Raw genomic sequence first — 17,363 nt, forward strand, 5'->3', positions numbered from 1 at the left:
ATATTATGGAATTGCATTAGTAAAAGTTTTACCACAGAGGAGGAAGTAAAATGAAGAAACTAAGCAAACTATTTATGGTGTTATTGTTGGCGCTTTCTTTAGTTGCATGTAGCTCTGATAAAAAAGAAGAGGGCGGAGCTAAAGGAAAGACCTATGAAATTGGAGTTGCAATTTATCGTTTTGACGATAACTTTATGACATTATATCGCCAAGAGTTAGAAAAATACTTTGGTGAGGTAGGTCAAAAAGACGGTAATACTTACAAACTTGATATTCAAGATGGTAAGCAAGACCAAGCAAACCAAACAGAGCAAATCAATAATTTCATTGCTCAAGGTAAAGATTTAATTATTGCTAACTTAGTGGATCCAACAGCTGCTGGAAATATTATTAACAGTGCTAAAGCAAAAGAGATCCCTGTAGTCTTAATTAACCGTGAACCAGAACCAAACGAATTAGAAGTTTGGCCAGGTAAAACTACATACGTTGGAGCAGATGCTACACAATCAGGAACTATTCAAGGTGAAATGATTGCTGCATTAGCAAATAAAGGCGATGTTAACGGTGATGGTGTTGTGTCTTACATTACATTAATGGGTGACCCAGCAAACGTTGATGCTCAACAACGTACAGAATATTCAATTACTGGTTATGAAGCTAAGGGTGGTAAAGTAAAACAACTTGCTAAACCTTACCAAGCAAACTGGGATTCAGCTAAAGGACAAGAGTTCACAGCAAGTGCACTTGAACAATTCGGTGCTGAATTAGAAGTAATTTTCGCAAATAATGACGGTATGGCAGTTGGTGCTGTTACAGCTATCAATGCAGCGGGCCGTAAGATAAATGAAGATATCTTTATTGTTGGTGTTGATGCTATTCCTGATGCTATTGAACTCTTAAAAGATGGTAAATTGACAGGTACAGTATTGAATGACCACTTTAACCAATCACATACAGCAGCTGACGTAGCTATTAAGTTACTCAACGGCGAAGATGTAAAAGCATATTACTGGCATGATTATGTTGGTGTTACAAAACCTGAAGAAGCAGAACTCAAACGAGCAGAAGCAAGAACAGAAACAGTAGAAGAGATTAAAGTACGCTACGAAGCACGTAACGCTAACTAATTAGATAGTATTCAATCAAGTGTGCTTCCGGGCACACTTGATGTTTTATGAGATAGGTGGAACGATATGAGTGACTATATATTAGAAATGAAATCAATATCAAAAGAGTTTCCGGGGGTTAAGGCACTTGATAATGTAGGACTTAAACTTAGACCAGGAACAGTACATGCCCTTATGGGTGAAAATGGTGCTGGAAAGTCCACATTAATGAAATGTCTCTTTGGGATTTATCACCGTGATGAAGGTGAGATAATTTTCGAAGGTAAATCTGTAGATTTTCAATCATCGAAAGAAGCAATGGATGCAGGAATATCAATGATTCACCAAGAATTACAACCAATTATGAAGATGACTATTGGAGAAAATATTTTCTTAGGAAGATATCCTCTAAAATCTAATCGTCTCGTTGATCATAAGAAGATGTACGAAGAAACTTCAAGACTTTTAAAAGAAGTAGGGCTAAACCTTGATCCCAAAACCGAACTAGGTGATCTAACAGTTTCTCAAATGCAATCTATAGAAATTGCTAAAGCAATCTCTCAGAATGCACGAGTTGTAATTATGGATGAGCCGACATCATCACTCACAACAACGGAAGTAGAAATTCTCTTTGATATTATAAATAAATTAACAGACAAAGGAATTGCTGTAGTCTACATATCTCATAAGATGGATGAAATACTAAGGATATCTGATGAGATATCAATTATGCGAGATGGCGAATACGTTGGTACATGGCCAGCGTCAGAAATGACAACTAATTCAATTATTAAATATATGGTTGGACGAGAATTAAAAAGTCTTTTCCCTCCAAAAACAAATGTTGTTCACGATGAAGTAGTTCTACGAGTTGAAAACCTAACATCTCCTAATTCGCTATCATTCAAAGAATGCTATTTTGAACTGAAACGTGGTGAAATATTAGGTGTTGGTGGATTAGTTGGGGCTCAGCGTACTGAGTTAATGGAAGCAATCTATGGTATGCGTTCCGTTTCGCAAGGCTTAGTTTATCATTTAGGTGAGCAAATAGTCATTAATCGACCTCAAGATGCGATTAAGAACGGTATTGCTCTTGTAACTGAAGACCGTCGTGGTAATGGTATCTTCGGTGTATTATCCATCAGTGATAATGTGACAATTTCATCAATCAACGACTATGTAAATAGAGGTCTTTTAAATCAAAGTAAGATTAATCATGTAGTTGATGAAAGCATCGACTTGTTACAAATTAAGACTCCAAGTAAGAACACAAAAATTGAAAGTCTCTCAGGTGGTAACCAGCAAAAGGTAATTCTTGCACGCTGGCTAGCAAATAATCCTGACATTCTTATACTTGATGAACCAACACGAGGAATTGATGTTGGAGCAAAATACGAAATCTATCAAATCATTAATGATCTCGCTGCTTCTGGCAAGAGCGTTATTGTGGTAACTTCTGAAATGTCAGAATTATTGGGTATATCAGACCGTATTATGGTTATGTGTGAAGGACGTGTTTCTGGTTTCTTAACACGAGAAGAAGCAACGCAAGAAAGCGTTATGACGCTAGCTACAAAGTTTATGCAAGGAGATAAAAAATGACAACAAAACTATTTAAGAAGGAAAAAAAATACGATATAAAGAGATTATTGACAGATTACTCAATGTACTTCGTAGTACTTGTTATGATTCTGTTTACAGGATTTACGCAACAAAACTTCTTCACACTTGGTAATATGTCAAATATATTATCGAATACATCTGTACGATTCATTATTGCTTTAGGGGTTTCGGGTACTCTGATTATTCGAGGAACTGACCTATCAGCAGGTCGTATTGTAGGTTTATCCGCGATTCTTGCAGGAACATTGGTACAAAAACCTGACTTTATTAATCGTGTTTATCCAAACCTACCAGATTTGCCACTGTTTGTACCTTTAATTATTGTAATCATAGTTTGTGGCTTCTTCGGTCTTATTAACGGATTGATTGTCGCTAAACTTCATGTCCCACCATTCTTAGCAACCTTAGGAACACAAATTATGATTTATGGTGTAAACATGCTCTATAGTGGGAACAATCCAATTGGTACGTTTAAAGATTCATATATTAATATTGGTCAAGGAAAACTCTTTGGATTCATACCATACCTCGTTATTATTTCAGCAATCGTTGGAATTGGGATGTGGATTCTCTATTCAAAAACTCGATACGGTAAATATATGTATGCTATTGGTGGCAACGAACAAGCTGCTGAAGTATCAGGAGTTAACGTTGCACGATCAAAAATTAAGATTTTCGTTTTAGCAGGGATGCTTTACGGATTAGCAGGATTCTTATTATCCGCTAAAACTGGTTCAGTTGGTCCTTCTTCAGGAACAAGCTACGAACTTGAAGCGATTGCATCGGCTACAATCGGTGGTGTTTCCACAGCTGGTGGCCAAGGAACTGTACCTGGAATTCTATTAGGGGTATTCGTATTTGAACTCTTAAAAGTCTGTCTTGCATATCTTAGAGTTTCTCCAGATATGACAAACGTTATTCAAGGTATTGTTATTGTTGTTGCAGTTGCGCTAGATATTCGTAAATCGATGAGGAAAAAATAATTATGACACCTAAAAATCTCTATGAAACATTTAATAAAGTTTATGGCAAAAGTGCAGAGAGAACATTTTTTGCACCAGGACGAATTAACCTAATTGGTGAACATATTGACTATAACGGTGGTCTTGTATTCCCTTGTGCAATTAGCCAAGGCACCTATGCCCTTGTTTCAAAACGTACTGATAGAAACGTCAATTTCTACTCAATGAACTTTGAAGAACTAGGAATTATTGAATCAAATCTTGATAACATTGAATACCTAACTGAAGATGATTGGGCTAACTATCCAAAAGGTGTATTAAAGTATGTCCAAGAAGATTACACTCTTGATCATGGATTTGATGTTCTATATTTTGGAAATATCCCAAATGGTGCAGGGCTATCAAGTAGTGCATCCATCGACGTTGTGACAACAGTAATGGTCAATAATATGTTCAGTCTTGATATTCCACAGATTGATATTGTGCACAATACACGTCGTGTTGAAAATGAATTTATGGGCGTTAATACAGGAATTATGGATCAATATGCTATAACTTTTGGAAGAAAAGATTCAGCATTGTTACTTGACACACAAAAGGCAGAACATCGTCTTGTTCCAATCAAGTTAAAAGATATGTCCATTGTGATAATGAACACAAACAAAGTCCGCGGGTTAACAGATTCTAAGTACAATCAAAGACTTGAAGAGTGCCAAAGAGCATTAAAAATACTACAAGAATTCTATGATATTCAAGACCTATGTGAATTGAATCAAGGGCAACTTGAAGTTAAACGTGAGGCATTCTTAGAAGATCAGATTGCATACAATCGTGCATTCCATGCAATTACGGAAAATGAACGAGTGAAACAAGCAGTAAAAGTCCTCGAAGCAGGCGATATTAAGGCTTTCGGTGACTTAATGTATCTGTCTCATGAAAGTTTAAAAACAGACTATGAAGTTACCGGAGTAGAACTTGATACACTTGTGGATGCAGCTAAGAAGAGTGAATATTGCTTAGGTGCTCGAGTAACGGGAGCAGGCTTTGGGGGTTGTGCTATCGCTATAGTTGAGGATAAAGGTTTAGATGCATTTATTGAAAGTGTTGGTCTTGAATATAAGGAAATAATTGGCTATGACGCTTCCTTCTATCAAGCTCATGTTGGAGATGGAGCACATGAAATTATCTCATAATACAGTTAGTCTTAAGGGAGAGAACTTAGTGGTGGAGATACTACCACTAGGGGCATCCCTTATTTCTATGAAGTACAACAATAGCCCCAACGTAGTCGTAAGATATCAAGACCTAAATGATTATCAATACAATGGTGTATATCTTGGAACAATGGTTGGACCTATAGCAGGAAGAACCAAAGATGCACAATTTACGATAGATGGTAAAACCACACACTTGTCGAAAAACGATAACAACAATCACCTTCATGGTGGTTATCACGGAATATCAACTCATGTATTTAATATAAGCTATCAAAGTGATTCGCAAGTAATCTTCGAAGATGAAATAAGTCATCAAAAAGATGGTTATCCAGGAACGGTTACTTATAGGATAAAGTATGAGGTAGTTGATGATGAATTAGTACTGGAAGTACAGGCGAAAAGTTCATCGTTACTTCCATTAAACATTACCAATCATACTTATTTTAATCTTGAAGGTTCAAATTCGTTATCAAATCAGAAGCTCAGAATTGAAGCAGATAAAGTAGCGTTTTGTGATGATAGTAATGCAAATACTGGAGAATTCTTGAATGTTAAAAATACTGTTTTTGACTTTAATAATATTAAAGAACTAAGTCCAAATGATAAACATCCACAGTTTGAGATTACGCGTTATCTTGATCATGACTTTAGACTCAATGGGAATGTAGCTCTAGAATCTTCTGAGTATATCCTAGAGATTGAAACAGATATGCCATATATGCGTGTTTATACGTCGAATTGGTTTGATGAATCGTTCGTTAATGAGCATGGTGAAAAGGCAAAGAATCAATCTGCCGTAGCATTTGAACCACAATATCTTGCAAATGGATACAACATTACCAACTCCAAAGAGTATCTATTTAATGAGGGAAGAACATTTAGAAGTCGTACAGCGTACAAATTAAAACAAAAATAACAGATTGCTCTGTTATTTTTTATAATATATTAAGTTCTTTTAGTATTTTACGGTGTGCCGTAATCATTGCAATTGAGTCTTTAAGCTCTTGAATTGGTACAAAGAACCAGTTGTCATTTGCATCAACAGTGTCAACATAATATGCTTTGATGTTCCAGTGAAGATGAGAGAACTTATGAACAAGACTTGCAACGACTTCTTTATCCTGAGGGTGTCCATCAACTTGAGGAAGTCTAAAGAGTCCTTCCATTAATCCATCACTATGATCCTTTGAAATAAGGATTTTATCATCGACTGTTAGTATTAATACACTCTTATCATAAGAAGGAACTTTCTTAGCTTTTGGTGTGTAAGGTACATCAGTACTTACTTCCCCACGCCAGCATGCACACATCTCTTCGAAAGGGCAACCTTCACAGCGAACATTACTTGGAGTACAGACCAGTGCCCCCAGTTCCATCATTGCTTGATTAAACTCATTCGGATCAGCTCCACTTGATAACAATTCCTTTTTGAGGAACTCTTCAAATACTTTATGGGCTTTTCGCGCATTCACATTCTCAGTGTAATTTAAGTAACGAGCCATAACTCTCTTAACGTTTCCATCAATAACAATCTCAGGCTTACTAAAGGCGATGGACGCTATTGCACTGGAAGTGTAATCACCAATACCAGGTATCATCATAAGTTCTTCTTTAGTATCAGGAAGTACACCATTAAAATGCTCAACTACAAATTGAGCTCCTAGATGAAGATTCCTTGCTCTTCGATAATAACCAAGGCCTTCCCATAATTTTAGGATATCATCAATCGATGCATCGGCAAGATCTTGGACTGTCGGGTAGCGTTCTATCCAGCGGTTAAAATAAGGAATCATTGTTGCGATTTGTGTTTGTTGCGCCATGATTTCACTTACCCAAATACGATATGGGTCACGGTTTTCTCTGAAAGGTAAGTCACGTTTATTGTCGTGATACCAGTTTAATAATCTATCTGTAAATGTCATAGGACCAGTATAGCATAAAAAAGAAAAAGACCTTAGCGAAAGTCTTTTTCTTTTTTAAGAGAGATAGTGCGTATTATCCACAGTATCACATTATAAGTGGTTAAGAAGGAAATTATAAAGTGACTCAAGGATAACAATCTTTGCGGTAACAACTTGAAATTATTATTAAGTTGTTACCTATATGATACTGCTTACATTTTGAAAAAGCAAGCAAAATATGCAATTAATGTATGTGATAGTTTGTGCACAAAATAATAAAGGTTATATATTGATAATGAACGATGAAATGTGTTTGATACCACGAAAATTAATAGAATCATGTATAATAAGAACGTAAGGAATGTGATTGAATGAAACTAACGACACGAAACAAAATTGAACTTGGACTCCAGTTTATTATTGGGGTATCAATAGTAATTTCCGGAACTCTGGTTATTTTTAGAGAAAACCTAGTTTGGGAAATTTTGTTTTGGTCAATCGTAGGTTTACTAGCGTTTCAGGTATTAATGCAAGCCTACCAAACAGTAAAGAGTAGGAAGTTCACAGATTTACTCGTAACACTAGGAGTTATTATTCTACTCGTATTAATGACGACCTACAATCACTTACATATCTCCGTCACTGCATTATTATTTGGACTATGGGCACTGTTTAATGCATTTACCTATGGCTTGAAGCTCTTTGTCCAAATTAAGGATAAGGAAAGAGGGAAAACCTTCAACTTACTCGCAATGCTAGCTTATATTATTATGGGTGGTATTCTCTTCATATTTAGATCAGAGTCTTCCTTTATTATGAACTTGCAAATAGGTATCTATATCATTCTACTGGGTCTTGTACAATGTATGTCAGCAATACGCGTCTTATTTCTTGATAAGATTCGCGTTAGTTTTTCTCCACCAGTATTTATTGCGGCACTCATTCCGGACTTTCTATTAAAGAAAATATCAAAGATTAAAATCGACAACCCAGAACAATTTAATGATGTTGTTACGCCTACAAAACCTAATATGTTGTCTGTATATTTATATGCAAAAGACGACGGTCCTAGCCGTATTGGTCATTTAGATATTGGATACAATGGTATTATCTATTCCTATGGTGCACACGATAACTATAATCGTGCTAAGACAATGGCCTATGGGGATGGTGTTCTTATTGTAGGAAGTGAAATTGACTTCGTGAATTATGCGGTCGATACAGGCACTACGGTATTTAGATTCATTGTTAAACTTACTAGCACACAAGCGGACAATATCGAGAATCGAATTAATGAAATCCTAAATGATGCTTACTATTATAATTATCCTTATCAGAATGATCCAGAAGGCGAGAACTATCTAACACGCTTACGACAAGCGAATCTTCACGTTGATTTCTATAAATTCTTCCGAGGAAAGTTTAAAACATACAATGTCTTAACTACCAATTGCGTTATTGTTGCTGATCAGATTGTTAAATCTACTGGGATGAAATTATTCCAAATGAGTGGGGTAGCAACACCAGGGGCTTACTATGAATACCTGGACTCGCAGCTCAATAAACCCGGATCAATTGTGATTGGTAAAGAAATATACAGTTCAGACGCATTAAACACATCAAGCTAGATGTGTTTTTTTTTGTTTGTTCAATCATGACAATATAGTTAATAAAAGATGTATAAATATAACTGTTCAATACATAAATTAACCTTTTCTTACAACATTACTCTATTTTTAATGAAATTTTGGTAAAATTTAGGGCACGTTGAGGTGAAAAAGTGAAAAAGAAATTAAAACCAAAAATAAAGCTTGAGTTTAGTTTAGAGGCTTTTAAGAAATGGTTGGTAAATTATAAGTTCTTCAATGTTCTTTTGTGTATGGCTCTAGTGATTGTAGGGTTCACAATGTGGGAGAATCGTCCAAATTCAATGAGGACACCTAATTTTACTAACACTACAAATTATAGTGAAGTGAAAGGAAGTTATGACTTCAAAGATTTCTATGAAATCTTAAATAAAGAAAAAAATGCAACTGTTAAAGATGTACATTTCAAATTAGAGAACGATTATTGCTATGAAATGAACGATGTTGCATTGTGCGTTAAGGGATATGAGCTCTTTGAGACAGAGAAGGATGTCAGTTTAAAATCTAATTATCGAATCTCAAGTGCAAAACATTTCCTAGTAGCTGAAATTGAAATTATTAATAGTAAAGATGGTCCAATCGAAGTTAGTGAATTTGGCTATGCGACTGGAAGTGATTATAGTGGGACACGATCTCTTCGAGACTCGGATATTGAGCTACCAAATAACCTTGGTAACATCAGATATGATGAGAAGCTGACCGTAAATCCTCATTCAAGTTATGAGGGACAGATTGTATATCCTTTCAATCCTACATCGTTTCGTCAATTGTACTTCGATGGTGGCGTAGTAGTCGATATGCCTGAAATAATCAATAAAAATAAAGTTGATTCACGGAGCTTGTTTACAATGAGAGAGGGTATTGAATTCCCAGTGATTGACTCGCTCATCGAAAGACATATTGAAACAGTTAATAACTTACCTACATCGACATTAGGAAGATCAAATGGTTTCACGAAAGTGACAAATAAGGTTGAACCTAATGTAAGTCTAGTAAATGCTAAAGAGACAATTTCAGTAACACTTGACCGTGTTGAATCAGGATACTTTGAATACCGTCCGGAGTATATTGCAAGAAGCCGCTATCGTTCTTCATATGAAGGAAAACATTATTATAGAGCACTAAAAATAACTCTTACAAATACCGGAACGTCTTCAATGAATACAAGTCAATTAAAAGCATCACTAGACCTCAAGTCAAATAGTTATTTGGCTAGTGGATACCTCATAAACAGAGGAAGTACAGTAGATCCTGGTGAATCCGTAGATCTAATCTTTGATTACCAAGCGCGTGATGCTCAGAGTGGCCAGCTAAAGTTAGGTGAAGTTTATCGATTTGTTTTATCAAATGAAAGTAAAGAGGTTCTGCTTGAAAGTGAATTCAAGTTGGAACAATAAGGAGAAAACACATGGCACTAATTAATATTGTAAAGTATGAAGGTGAAAGTAATGTATTTGCTTGGAAGTTTCCAAACGATGAGTTGTCAACTAAGTCACAATTAATCGTAAATGAGTCACAAGTGGCAGTTTTATTCCGTGGAGGTAAAGCATACGACGTATTTGAAGCGGGTCGTCACACTTTAGATACTGCGAATATTCCATTATTGAATAAGATTGTGAATTTACCATTTGGTGGAGAGACACCATTTAAAGCAGAAATCTGGTATGTAAACATGGTCCATACATTGGATATCAAATGGGGAACACAAACTCCTGTAAGTATTCAAGATCCAAAATATGGTATCTATATTCCAATCAGTGCATACGGTCAGTTTGGAATGACAATTAACGATCCAAAAACATTCTTAAAGAAAATGGTTGGAACCGTACCAAACTTCGGTCGTGAACATATTACGAAATATTTCCGTGGAATGTATACAACACATGTAAAGGATGAAATTTCCACATATCTAATAGAGAAAAAAATTACGGCTCTTGACCTTGGGGCATATCTAACAGAGTTATCAGACTTTATGAAGCAACAGATGAAAAATGAGTTTGATATGTATGGTATTGAGTTATTAAACTTCTATGTAGAGGATATCAGTGCTCCTGAGGATGATGAAGGAGTTATCAGACTTAAGAAAGCATTGTCTAAACGTGCAGAGATGGATATTATTGGGTATGAGTACACAGAGGAAAGAACATTTGATGCACTTGTAGGAGCTGCTGAGAATGAAGGTTCACTTGGTGGTATGATGGGCGCTGGAGTTGGATTGGGAATGGGTGGAAGCATTGGTGAAACCTTAGGTTCAGCACTCAATCAAGCAACTGATAAAGTACTCAATAAAGACATAAGAACATGTAGTAACTGTAATCAAGTGGTAGGGAAAAATGATAAGTTCTGTGGAAATTGTTCTCAGATGTTAAATGATTCAAACCTAAAATGCACTTGTGGTTCAGAAGTTAAAGAAGGTCAAAAATTCTGTCATGAATGTGGTAAGAGCTTGTTGAATGAATGCAAGCATTGCCAAGCACCACTAAGTCAAGGTGCTAAGTTTTGCCAAGAATGTGGAAAGGGAGTAGAAAACAATGACTAAAAAATCTAACACTCTCATTATCTCAGGAATCATTGTTATTGCTGTAACTGTATTTATTGCTTATCTTACAAATTCACTGACAACAAGTCATGTTTATTGGATACTTGCTGCTGAACTTATTACAACAGTATTATCAGCACTGTCATTAAGAACAAACACAGGAATGAAGTATTCTGTATTACCTTTACTTCTAATCTATGCAAGTGGAGCAATTCTTTACTCACTCATACTATTGTTTATCTCTGGTAACAGTGAGAAAACTCTGCATATAGGACAAGTTATATTTCTTGCGATTACAGCAATTGCATACTTAATAATGAGTACTACTTTCGGTAAGAAAGATATTAGTAAATATTAGTATGGCAAAATTAATAGATCGAAAGAAAGAACTGAGACGCAGTGAATCGGGTAAGGCTCTTAAAAAGAAAACATTACGAAATTTAGGAATCGCTGTCTATCTTTTAGGAATGTTCTCCTGGTACAATCAGGCGTTCGGCGATGATTATAGTTATTTCGCAGTCGGATACTATTTCGGTGGAGTACTCATAGTGATTGGTTTAGCGATGGTCTATCGATCAACACGCTTTAATATTCAGGTAGATTTATATAATAAGTACTACTATTGGATTTACCAAAACGAAATGTTTACGCTAGAAGAACTATGTAAAGCGACAAATGAGAAAGAAAAACAAGTTATTAAAGAAATCAACATGTTGATTAGTGATGGATTTCTAAAGAACATCCACATTAATTTAGCAGATAAGACAATTGAGGGAGCCTTTGTTACTTCAGTTAGGGAACAAATACTAAGAAAAGTTATCCGATGCAGTGGTTGTGGTGCACGAAATGAAGTTGTTGAAAATGAAACTCGTGAATGTGATTACTGTGGACGAAAACTAGTCTACGAAAAATAGATAAATAATAAAAAAGAAATAAGGTGGAGTTTATCGCCTTATTTCTTTTAGTATTAATTCAGCTTTTTGAAGTGTCATAGGCTTATCTTTGATAAGTCTTCTTACTACTTCTTGAATTTCATTCTCATTTGCACCGGCGTTCATAGCAAGTGATCTCGCATGCATTCGCATGTGTCCTTTTTGAATACCATCCGTAGTTAGTGCATATAGAGCTGCAAAGTTTTGTGCAAGTCCGATACCTGCAATAAGAGACATAAGCTCTTTGGCATCACTATAGTCCATGATTTTCTTCGCAAGTGCTGCTTTAGGATGAAGCTTTACAGTTCCCCCAACAGTTCCAATGGCCATAGGAATTGTAATTGAACCTAGAATATTGCCGTTATCAGCAATACTCCATGTTGTTAAGGGTTGATAGCTACCACTACGACTAGCATAAGCATGAGCGCCTGCTTCTACTGCACGCCAATCATTTCCACTAGCTATCACAACAGCATCAATTCCGTTCATGATTCCTTTATTATGAGTTGCAGCTCGATATGGATCGACAGAAGCAAGTTGATAAGCTTCTTCTAAACGTTGAGCGATGCTTTCAGGGAACCGTAAGGTTTCAGGGTTAATTTCAATTGTAGCTTCCACTAAGCACTCATCAGCTAGGTTGCTAAGAATTGCCATTAAGGGTTCGTGGTTATATATTTCCTGGAGGTGAGCTTGTAAGGCCTCTAATATTGTATTAATCATATTTGCACCCATTGCTTCCTGAGTGTCGATTGTGACATCTATAATAAAGAATGAGGGCTTATTTTCATTGTGGATTAATCGATGTTTAATAGACTGAACACCACCACCACGATTTACAATTGAAGGATAACTACGATTACATAAATCAATCAACTCATCATAGTGGTTGTCAATATACTCTCCATAGTCATATAGAGGACTTGAAAATGCAATTTCTCCACGCATTAAACGTGATATCACTTTTGCTTTCAAACCTCCATTACTTGCGAATATTCGAGCGGCATTATTTGCTGCAGCAATAACTGAGGGTTCTTCTGTAACCATAGGTATGACATACTCTTTATCATTCATTAGAAAACCAGTAACAACGCCCATTGGTAATTCATAAAGGGTAATGTTGTTTTCTATCATATTTTCTGAGGTGCTTTCTGGCAGAGGGACATCTAGGTCAAAGTCATAACGACCATTATCTTGAAGTATAGTACGACGTTCTTGAGAACTAAGTTTATAGAATTTTTTATACATGATGAAAATCCTTTCACAAATACACGTGTATTTACACATATTATACATCATTAGAGACATTAAAAATTGATGGATATGATACAATAATTTCATACAGGAGGTTTATCATGAAAACAAATAAGATTTCGATCGTTGGTGCAGGATTTGTCGGCTCTACCACCGCTTTTGCTCTAATGAATAGTAATATTGCTTCTGAAATAGTAATCGTTGATATCAATCACGATAAAGCAGTAGGAGAAGCAATGGACCTTGGACAAGGTCAAGTATTTGTTTCACCAGTAAAGATTATTGCAGGTGATTACCCAGATACTAAAGATTCAGATATTGTTATTATTACCGCTGGTCTTGCTCAAAAACCAGGAGAAACACGAATCGACTTAGTAAATAGAAATATCGCAATATATAAAGAATTAGTTCCAAATATTGTGAAGTACAATCCAGATGCAATTCTACTTGTAGTATCAAACCCAGTAGATATCTTGGCACACATTACTTATAAATTATCTGGATTCCCTCAAGAACGTGTTATTGGATCAGGAACAGTACTTGATACAGCACGTTTCCAAGCTATGTTATCTGATAAGTTTAAAGTTGATGCACGTAATGTTCACGCAAATATTATTGGAGAACATGGTGATAGCGAAATCGCAACATGGTCACTAGCAACAATTGCTGGACTTACAATTGAACAATATTGCCGTAACATGGAAATTGAGTTTAATGAAGAAACTCGTAAAGAAATTACTCATAGCGTAAAAACAGCTGCTTATGAAATTATTAATCGTAAAGGCTATACCAACTACGCAGTTGCACTTGCAATTACTCGTATCGTAGAATCAATTTTACGTGATGAAAAATCAATCCTAACAGTATCAACTTACCAAACTGGAGACTATGGTTTAGAAGATGTTTATATCTCAGTTCCAACGATTGTTGGACGTCGTGGAGTTATTCATACTGTTGAAGTACCATACAGCTCTCAAGAAGTTGATGCACTTAAAGAATCAGCAGATATGTTGAAAGATATTATTGCTCAATCAGACTTATAAGAGCTATTTAGTTGATAATTTGTTAAAAAATGTGAAAAAAGGCTATTTAATAGTCTTTTTTTTGTACTATGCCTTCATTTCGTGTATAATAATCCAGTTATGCAAAGGACCGGTATTTTATGAAAAAAATTATTAATATAGCAGTTATTGCCCACGTTGATGCGGGCAAGAGTACATTGGTTGACGCAATGCTTAAATCAGCAGGTGTCTTTGGTGATCACCAAGTTGTCGCAGATCAAGTCATGGACAGTGATGATATTGAAAGAGAACGTGGTATTACTATCTATTCAAAAAACTGTAGTGTGACTTACGGAGATATCAAAATTAACATAGTTGATACCCCAGGCCACGCCGACTTTTCTAGTGAAGTAGAACGTATTATTAAAACAGTAGATACTGTAATTCTGCTCGTTGATAGTGCAGAAGGTCCAATGCCCCAAACTCGTTTTGTATTAAAGAAATCTTTAGAAAATGGCTTAAAGCCAATTTTACTTATCAACAAAATTGATAAACAAGACCGACGTGTAGAAGAGGTTATTGAAGAAGTATACGAACTCTTCATGGAACTTGATGCAACAGATGAACAATTAGAATTCCCTATATTATATGGTATTGCTAAAAAATACATTGTTCAAAAAACAATGGAAGAAGAAGGGGTTAATATAAAACCACTCTTTGATACTATTGTAGAGCATACTCCACTCTATCCAGATTATGACTATGATCCACTCCAATTCCAAATTTCATCATTAGCATACGATGATTATATTGGACGTTTAGGAATTGGTCGTATTACAAAAGGAAATATTAAAAAAGGACAACAAGTTGCTATCGTTGATAACGATGGTTCTGTTCGTAAACAATCAGTTAATAAGGTCTTTGTCTATGAAGGCTTAAACCGTGTTGAAACAGAACAAGCATTTGCTGGCGATATTGTTATGGTATCTGGTATTGATAATATTTCTATTGGAAATACATTAAATAATGTTGATCATATTGATCCACTACCTCCAATTGTAATTGAAGAACCTACTTTATCTATGAACTTTATGGTTAACAAGTCTCCTTTCGCAGGTCGTGATGGAAAATATGTTACTTCACGTAATATTAAAGAACGTCTAGAAAAAGAACTCGAAGTTAACGTTGGACTTAAAGTAGAAGAAACAGATTCACCAGATTCATTTAAAGTTTCTGGACGTGGAGAACTTCACTTAACAATTCTTATCGAAAACATGCGTCGTGAAGGTTATGAACTTGCAATCTCAAAACCACAAGTTATCACTAAGATGATTGATGGTCGTAAACATGAACCTCTTGAAGAAGTCGTAGTAGAAATTCCAGAAGCATACTCAGGAACAATTATTAGCCAATTAAGTCTAAGACAAGGTGAGATGATTGATATGGGTGAAGATCGTGGAATGATTAAACAAGTTTGGAAAGTTCCAACTCGTGGATTAATCGGATTTAGAAGTGATTTCATCAACTCAACTCATGGTGAAGGTACAATGGTACGCCAATACTTTGGTTATGAACCATATAAAGGTGCCATCCAACAACGTCAAAACGGTTCAATGGTTTCAACAGAACAAGGCGTTTCAATGGCGTATTCAATCTTTAACTTACAAGAACGTGGACAATTCTTTATCGGTGTACAAACTGATGTCTATGAGGGAATGATCGTCGGTATTGCAGCTCGTGATACAGATATGGATATCAACCCTACAAAGAATAAAAAACAAACAGCAATCCGTAGTACAGGACGTGATGAAGCAATGAAACTGGTACCTCCAATTCAACTTACTCTAGAATATGCAATTGAGTTTATTCGTGACGATGAATTAGTAGAGGTTACACCTAACTTCATTCGTTTACGTAAACGTTTCTTAAAACCACACGAACGTAAACAAGCGCTCCGTAACAATAGCGAAGACTAGGAGGGATAGTCATGGCAAATAAGCCACTTACATATAATTTGATTAAAACTGATAAAGAAACTGGTGCTCGTTTAGCGACAATCACAACACCGCATGGAACAGTTGAAACACCCATGTTTATGCCTGTTGGAACACTTGCGACTGTAAAGTTTTTATCACCAGAAGACCTATACCGTATCAACTCACAAGTAATCTTAAGCAACACGTATCATTTATGGCTTCGTCCAGGAGAAGATGTTGTTAAAGAGGCAGGTGGTCTTCATAAGTTTATGAACTATGACGGTCCAATCCTCACCGATAGTGGTGGATTCCAAGTATTCTCACTCGGAAAAATACGTAAGATTGTAGAGGAAGGCGTTCACTTTAAAAACCACCTAAGTGGAGAAGCTCTTTTCTTAACACCTGAGAAATCAATTCAGATTCAAAATGATCTGGGTGCAGATATTATCATGAGTTTTGATGAGTGTCCTCCATACCCAGCAACTTACGAATATATGAAAGATAGTATTGAACGTACTGTTCGTTGGGCTAAACGCGGAAAAGATGCTCATGCTCGTCCGGAAGATCAAGCGCTCTTTGGTATTTGCCAAGGTGGAGAGTTTGAAGATCTTAGAAAATGGCATGCAGAACAACTTGTGGACCTTGATTTCCCAGGTTATTCAATTGGGGGAACCAGTGTTGGTGAACCTAAAGATGTTATGTATAAAATGATTGAGGATTCAATCAAGTATCTGCCAGAAGATAAACCTCGTTACTTAATGGGTGTTGGTAGTGTGGATGGACTCTTTGAAGGAGTTATCCGTGGTGTTGATATGTTTGACTGTGTACTGCCTACTCGTATTGCACGACATGGTGCTGCTATGACAAGCGCAGGACGCCTCAATATGAAAAATCAACGTTATGCAAAAGACTTTACCCCACTTGATGAAAACTGTGATTGTGAAGCATGTACAAACTATACAAGAGCTTATCTTCGTCACCTAATACGTACGAATGAAGGTTTAGGTATGAGATTGTTATCAATACATAATCTACGTTATTTATTAAAACTTATGGAAGACATTCGTGAAGCAATTAAAGAAGACCGTTTGTTGGAACTAAGAGACGAAGTATATGAAGCATATGGAATCAGTGATGGTTCTAATACATCAGGATTTTAAATTATAAGCTGAACTCGGATAAGGGTTCAGTTTTTATATATAAAATTTA

The 17,363-nt window shown here is 35.9% G+C and carries 15 protein-coding genes; 13 read left to right on the forward strand and 2 right to left on the reverse strand.

Going from position 1 to position 17,363, the window contains the following annotated elements:
- Positions 1-50 precede the first annotated feature (50 nt).
- The 5 genes from G7059_RS02085 to G7059_RS02105 all read left to right on the forward strand — a co-directional run bounded on the left by G7059_RS02085 (position 51) and on the right by G7059_RS02105 (position 5,824).
- Entirely contained in the window at positions 51-1,127 is a 1,077-nt protein-coding gene (locus G7059_RS02085) for a galactose ABC transporter substrate-binding protein (RefSeq protein ID WP_166080441.1), read from the forward strand.
- A 66-nt stretch (positions 1,128-1,193) separates the two neighbouring features.
- A complete protein-coding gene (locus tag G7059_RS02090; protein WP_166080442.1) occupies positions 1,194-2,708 on the forward strand; it encodes a sugar ABC transporter ATP-binding protein in 1,515 nt (504 codons plus the stop codon).
- Entirely contained in the window at positions 2,705-3,712 is a 1,008-nt protein-coding gene (locus G7059_RS02095; RefSeq protein ID WP_166080443.1) for a beta-methylgalactoside transporter, read from the forward strand. Before G7059_RS02090 ends, G7059_RS02095 begins: the two co-directional genes overlap by 4 nt.
- A 2-nt stretch (positions 3,713-3,714) precedes the next feature.
- A complete protein-coding gene (locus G7059_RS02100) occupies positions 3,715-4,884 on the forward strand; it encodes a galactokinase (protein WP_166080444.1) in 1,170 nt (389 codons plus the stop codon).
- Complete coding sequence (locus G7059_RS02105; RefSeq protein WP_166080445.1) at positions 4,868-5,824, forward strand: aldose epimerase; 957 nt, start codon at positions 4,868-4,870, stop codon at positions 5,822-5,824. The genes G7059_RS02100 and G7059_RS02105 overlap by 17 nt, the downstream gene beginning before the upstream one ends.
- 19 nt (positions 5,825-5,843) lie before the next feature.
- Here G7059_RS02105 and mutY read toward each other — a convergent pair whose 3' ends face one another.
- Entirely contained in the window at positions 5,844-6,830 is a 987-nt protein-coding gene (gene mutY / locus G7059_RS02110) for an A/G-specific adenine glycosylase (RefSeq protein WP_166080446.1), read from the reverse strand.
- A gap of 350 nt (positions 6,831-7,180) precedes the next feature.
- Between mutY and G7059_RS02115 the strand changes: the two genes are divergently transcribed.
- From G7059_RS02115 to G7059_RS02135, 5 genes are all read left to right on the forward strand, one after another.
- Complete coding sequence (locus tag G7059_RS02115) at positions 7,181-8,437, forward strand: hypothetical protein (RefSeq protein ID WP_166080447.1); 1,257 nt, start codon at positions 7,181-7,183, stop codon at positions 8,435-8,437.
- A gap of 152 nt (positions 8,438-8,589) precedes the next feature.
- The gene (locus tag G7059_RS02120; RefSeq protein ID WP_166080448.1) at positions 8,590-9,852 is read left to right on the forward strand and encodes a hypothetical protein; all 1,263 of its coding nucleotides are present in this window, start codon (positions 8,590-8,592) and stop codon (positions 9,850-9,852) included.
- 11 nt (positions 9,853-9,863) lie between these two features.
- Positions 9,864-10,994: an SPFH domain-containing protein gene (locus G7059_RS02125; RefSeq protein ID WP_166080449.1), complete on the forward strand. Its 1,131-nt coding sequence runs from the start codon at positions 9,864-9,866 to the stop codon at positions 10,992-10,994.
- Positions 10,987-11,352, forward strand: a complete 366-nt coding sequence (locus G7059_RS02130; RefSeq protein ID WP_166080450.1) for a hypothetical protein — start codon at positions 10,987-10,989, stop codon at positions 11,350-11,352. Before G7059_RS02125 ends, G7059_RS02130 begins: the two co-directional genes overlap by 8 nt.
- A 1-nt stretch (position 11,353) precedes the next feature.
- Complete coding sequence (locus tag G7059_RS02135) at positions 11,354-11,908, forward strand: hypothetical protein (protein WP_166080451.1); 555 nt, start codon at positions 11,354-11,356, stop codon at positions 11,906-11,908.
- A gap of 30 nt (positions 11,909-11,938) precedes the next feature.
- On the opposite strand, the gene G7059_RS02140 is transcribed toward G7059_RS02135, so the two are convergent.
- Positions 11,939-13,171, reverse strand: coding sequence for a hydroxymethylglutaryl-CoA reductase, degradative (locus tag G7059_RS02140; protein ID WP_166080453.1), 1,233 nt, complete (start codon positions 13,169-13,171; stop codon positions 11,939-11,941).
- Positions 13,172-13,278: 107 nt separating this feature from the next.
- Between G7059_RS02140 and G7059_RS02145 the strand changes: the two genes are divergently transcribed.
- The 3 genes from G7059_RS02145 (at position 13,279) to tgt (ending at position 17,314) form a co-directional block, all read left to right on the forward strand.
- Positions 13,279-14,220 carry an L-lactate dehydrogenase gene (locus G7059_RS02145; RefSeq protein WP_166080454.1) on the forward strand — a complete coding sequence of 314 codons (942 nt, stop codon included), beginning with the start codon at positions 13,279-13,281 and terminating at the stop codon, positions 14,218-14,220.
- Between the two features lie 119 nt (positions 14,221-14,339).
- Positions 14,340-16,154 (forward strand): translational GTPase TypA, encoded by a 1,815-nt coding sequence (gene typA, locus G7059_RS02150; RefSeq protein ID WP_166080455.1) that lies wholly within the window; start codon positions 14,340-14,342, stop codon positions 16,152-16,154.
- Between the two features lie 11 nt (positions 16,155-16,165).
- Complete coding sequence (tgt, locus tag G7059_RS02155) at positions 16,166-17,314, forward strand: tRNA guanosine(34) transglycosylase Tgt (protein WP_166080456.1); 1,149 nt, start codon at positions 16,166-16,168, stop codon at positions 17,312-17,314.
- The last annotated feature ends 49 nt before the right edge of the window (positions 17,315-17,363 follow it).

It is taken from the genome of Erysipelothrix sp. HDW6A (assembly GCF_011400295.1).
In the GTDB taxonomy this organism is placed as follows: domain Bacteria; phylum Bacillota_I; class Bacilli_A; order Erysipelotrichales; family Erysipelotrichaceae; genus Erysipelothrix.

What these genes read in the sequence shown, in the direction of transcription:
- G7059_RS02085 (WP_166080441.1), top strand. Translation starts at nt 51, where the DNA reads ATGAAGAAACTAAGCAAACTATTTATGGTGTTATTGTTGGCGCTTTCT.
- G7059_RS02090 (WP_166080442.1), top strand. Translation starts at nt 1,194, where the DNA reads ATGAGTGACTATATATTAGAAATGAAATCAATATCAAAAGAGTTTCCG.
- G7059_RS02095 (WP_166080443.1), top strand. Translation starts at nt 2,705, where the DNA reads ATGACAACAAAACTATTTAAGAAGGAAAAAAAATACGATATAAAGAGA.
- G7059_RS02100 (WP_166080444.1), top strand. Translation starts at nt 3,715, where the DNA reads ATGACACCTAAAAATCTCTATGAAACATTTAATAAAGTTTATGGCAAA.
- G7059_RS02105 (WP_166080445.1), top strand. Translation starts at nt 4,868, where the DNA reads ATGAAATTATCTCATAATACAGTTAGTCTTAAGGGAGAGAACTTAGTG.
- mutY (WP_166080446.1), bottom strand. Translation starts at nt 6,830, where the DNA reads ATGACATTTACAGATAGATTATTAAACTGGTATCACGACAATAAACGT.
- G7059_RS02115 (WP_166080447.1), top strand. Translation starts at nt 7,181, where the DNA reads ATGAAACTAACGACACGAAACAAAATTGAACTTGGACTCCAGTTTATT.
- G7059_RS02125 (WP_166080449.1), top strand. Translation starts at nt 9,864, where the DNA reads ATGGCACTAATTAATATTGTAAAGTATGAAGGTGAAAGTAATGTATTT.
- G7059_RS02130 (WP_166080450.1), top strand. Translation starts at nt 10,987, where the DNA reads ATGACTAAAAAATCTAACACTCTCATTATCTCAGGAATCATTGTTATT.
- G7059_RS02135 (WP_166080451.1), top strand. Translation starts at nt 11,354, where the DNA reads ATGGCAAAATTAATAGATCGAAAGAAAGAACTGAGACGCAGTGAATCG.
- G7059_RS02140 (WP_166080453.1), bottom strand. Translation starts at nt 13,171, where the DNA reads ATGTATAAAAAATTCTATAAACTTAGTTCTCAAGAACGTCGTACTATA.
- G7059_RS02145 (WP_166080454.1), top strand. Translation starts at nt 13,279, where the DNA reads ATGAAAACAAATAAGATTTCGATCGTTGGTGCAGGATTTGTCGGCTCT.
- typA (WP_166080455.1), top strand. Translation starts at nt 14,340, where the DNA reads ATGAAAAAAATTATTAATATAGCAGTTATTGCCCACGTTGATGCGGGC.
- tgt (WP_166080456.1), top strand. Translation starts at nt 16,166, where the DNA reads ATGGCAAATAAGCCACTTACATATAATTTGATTAAAACTGATAAAGAA.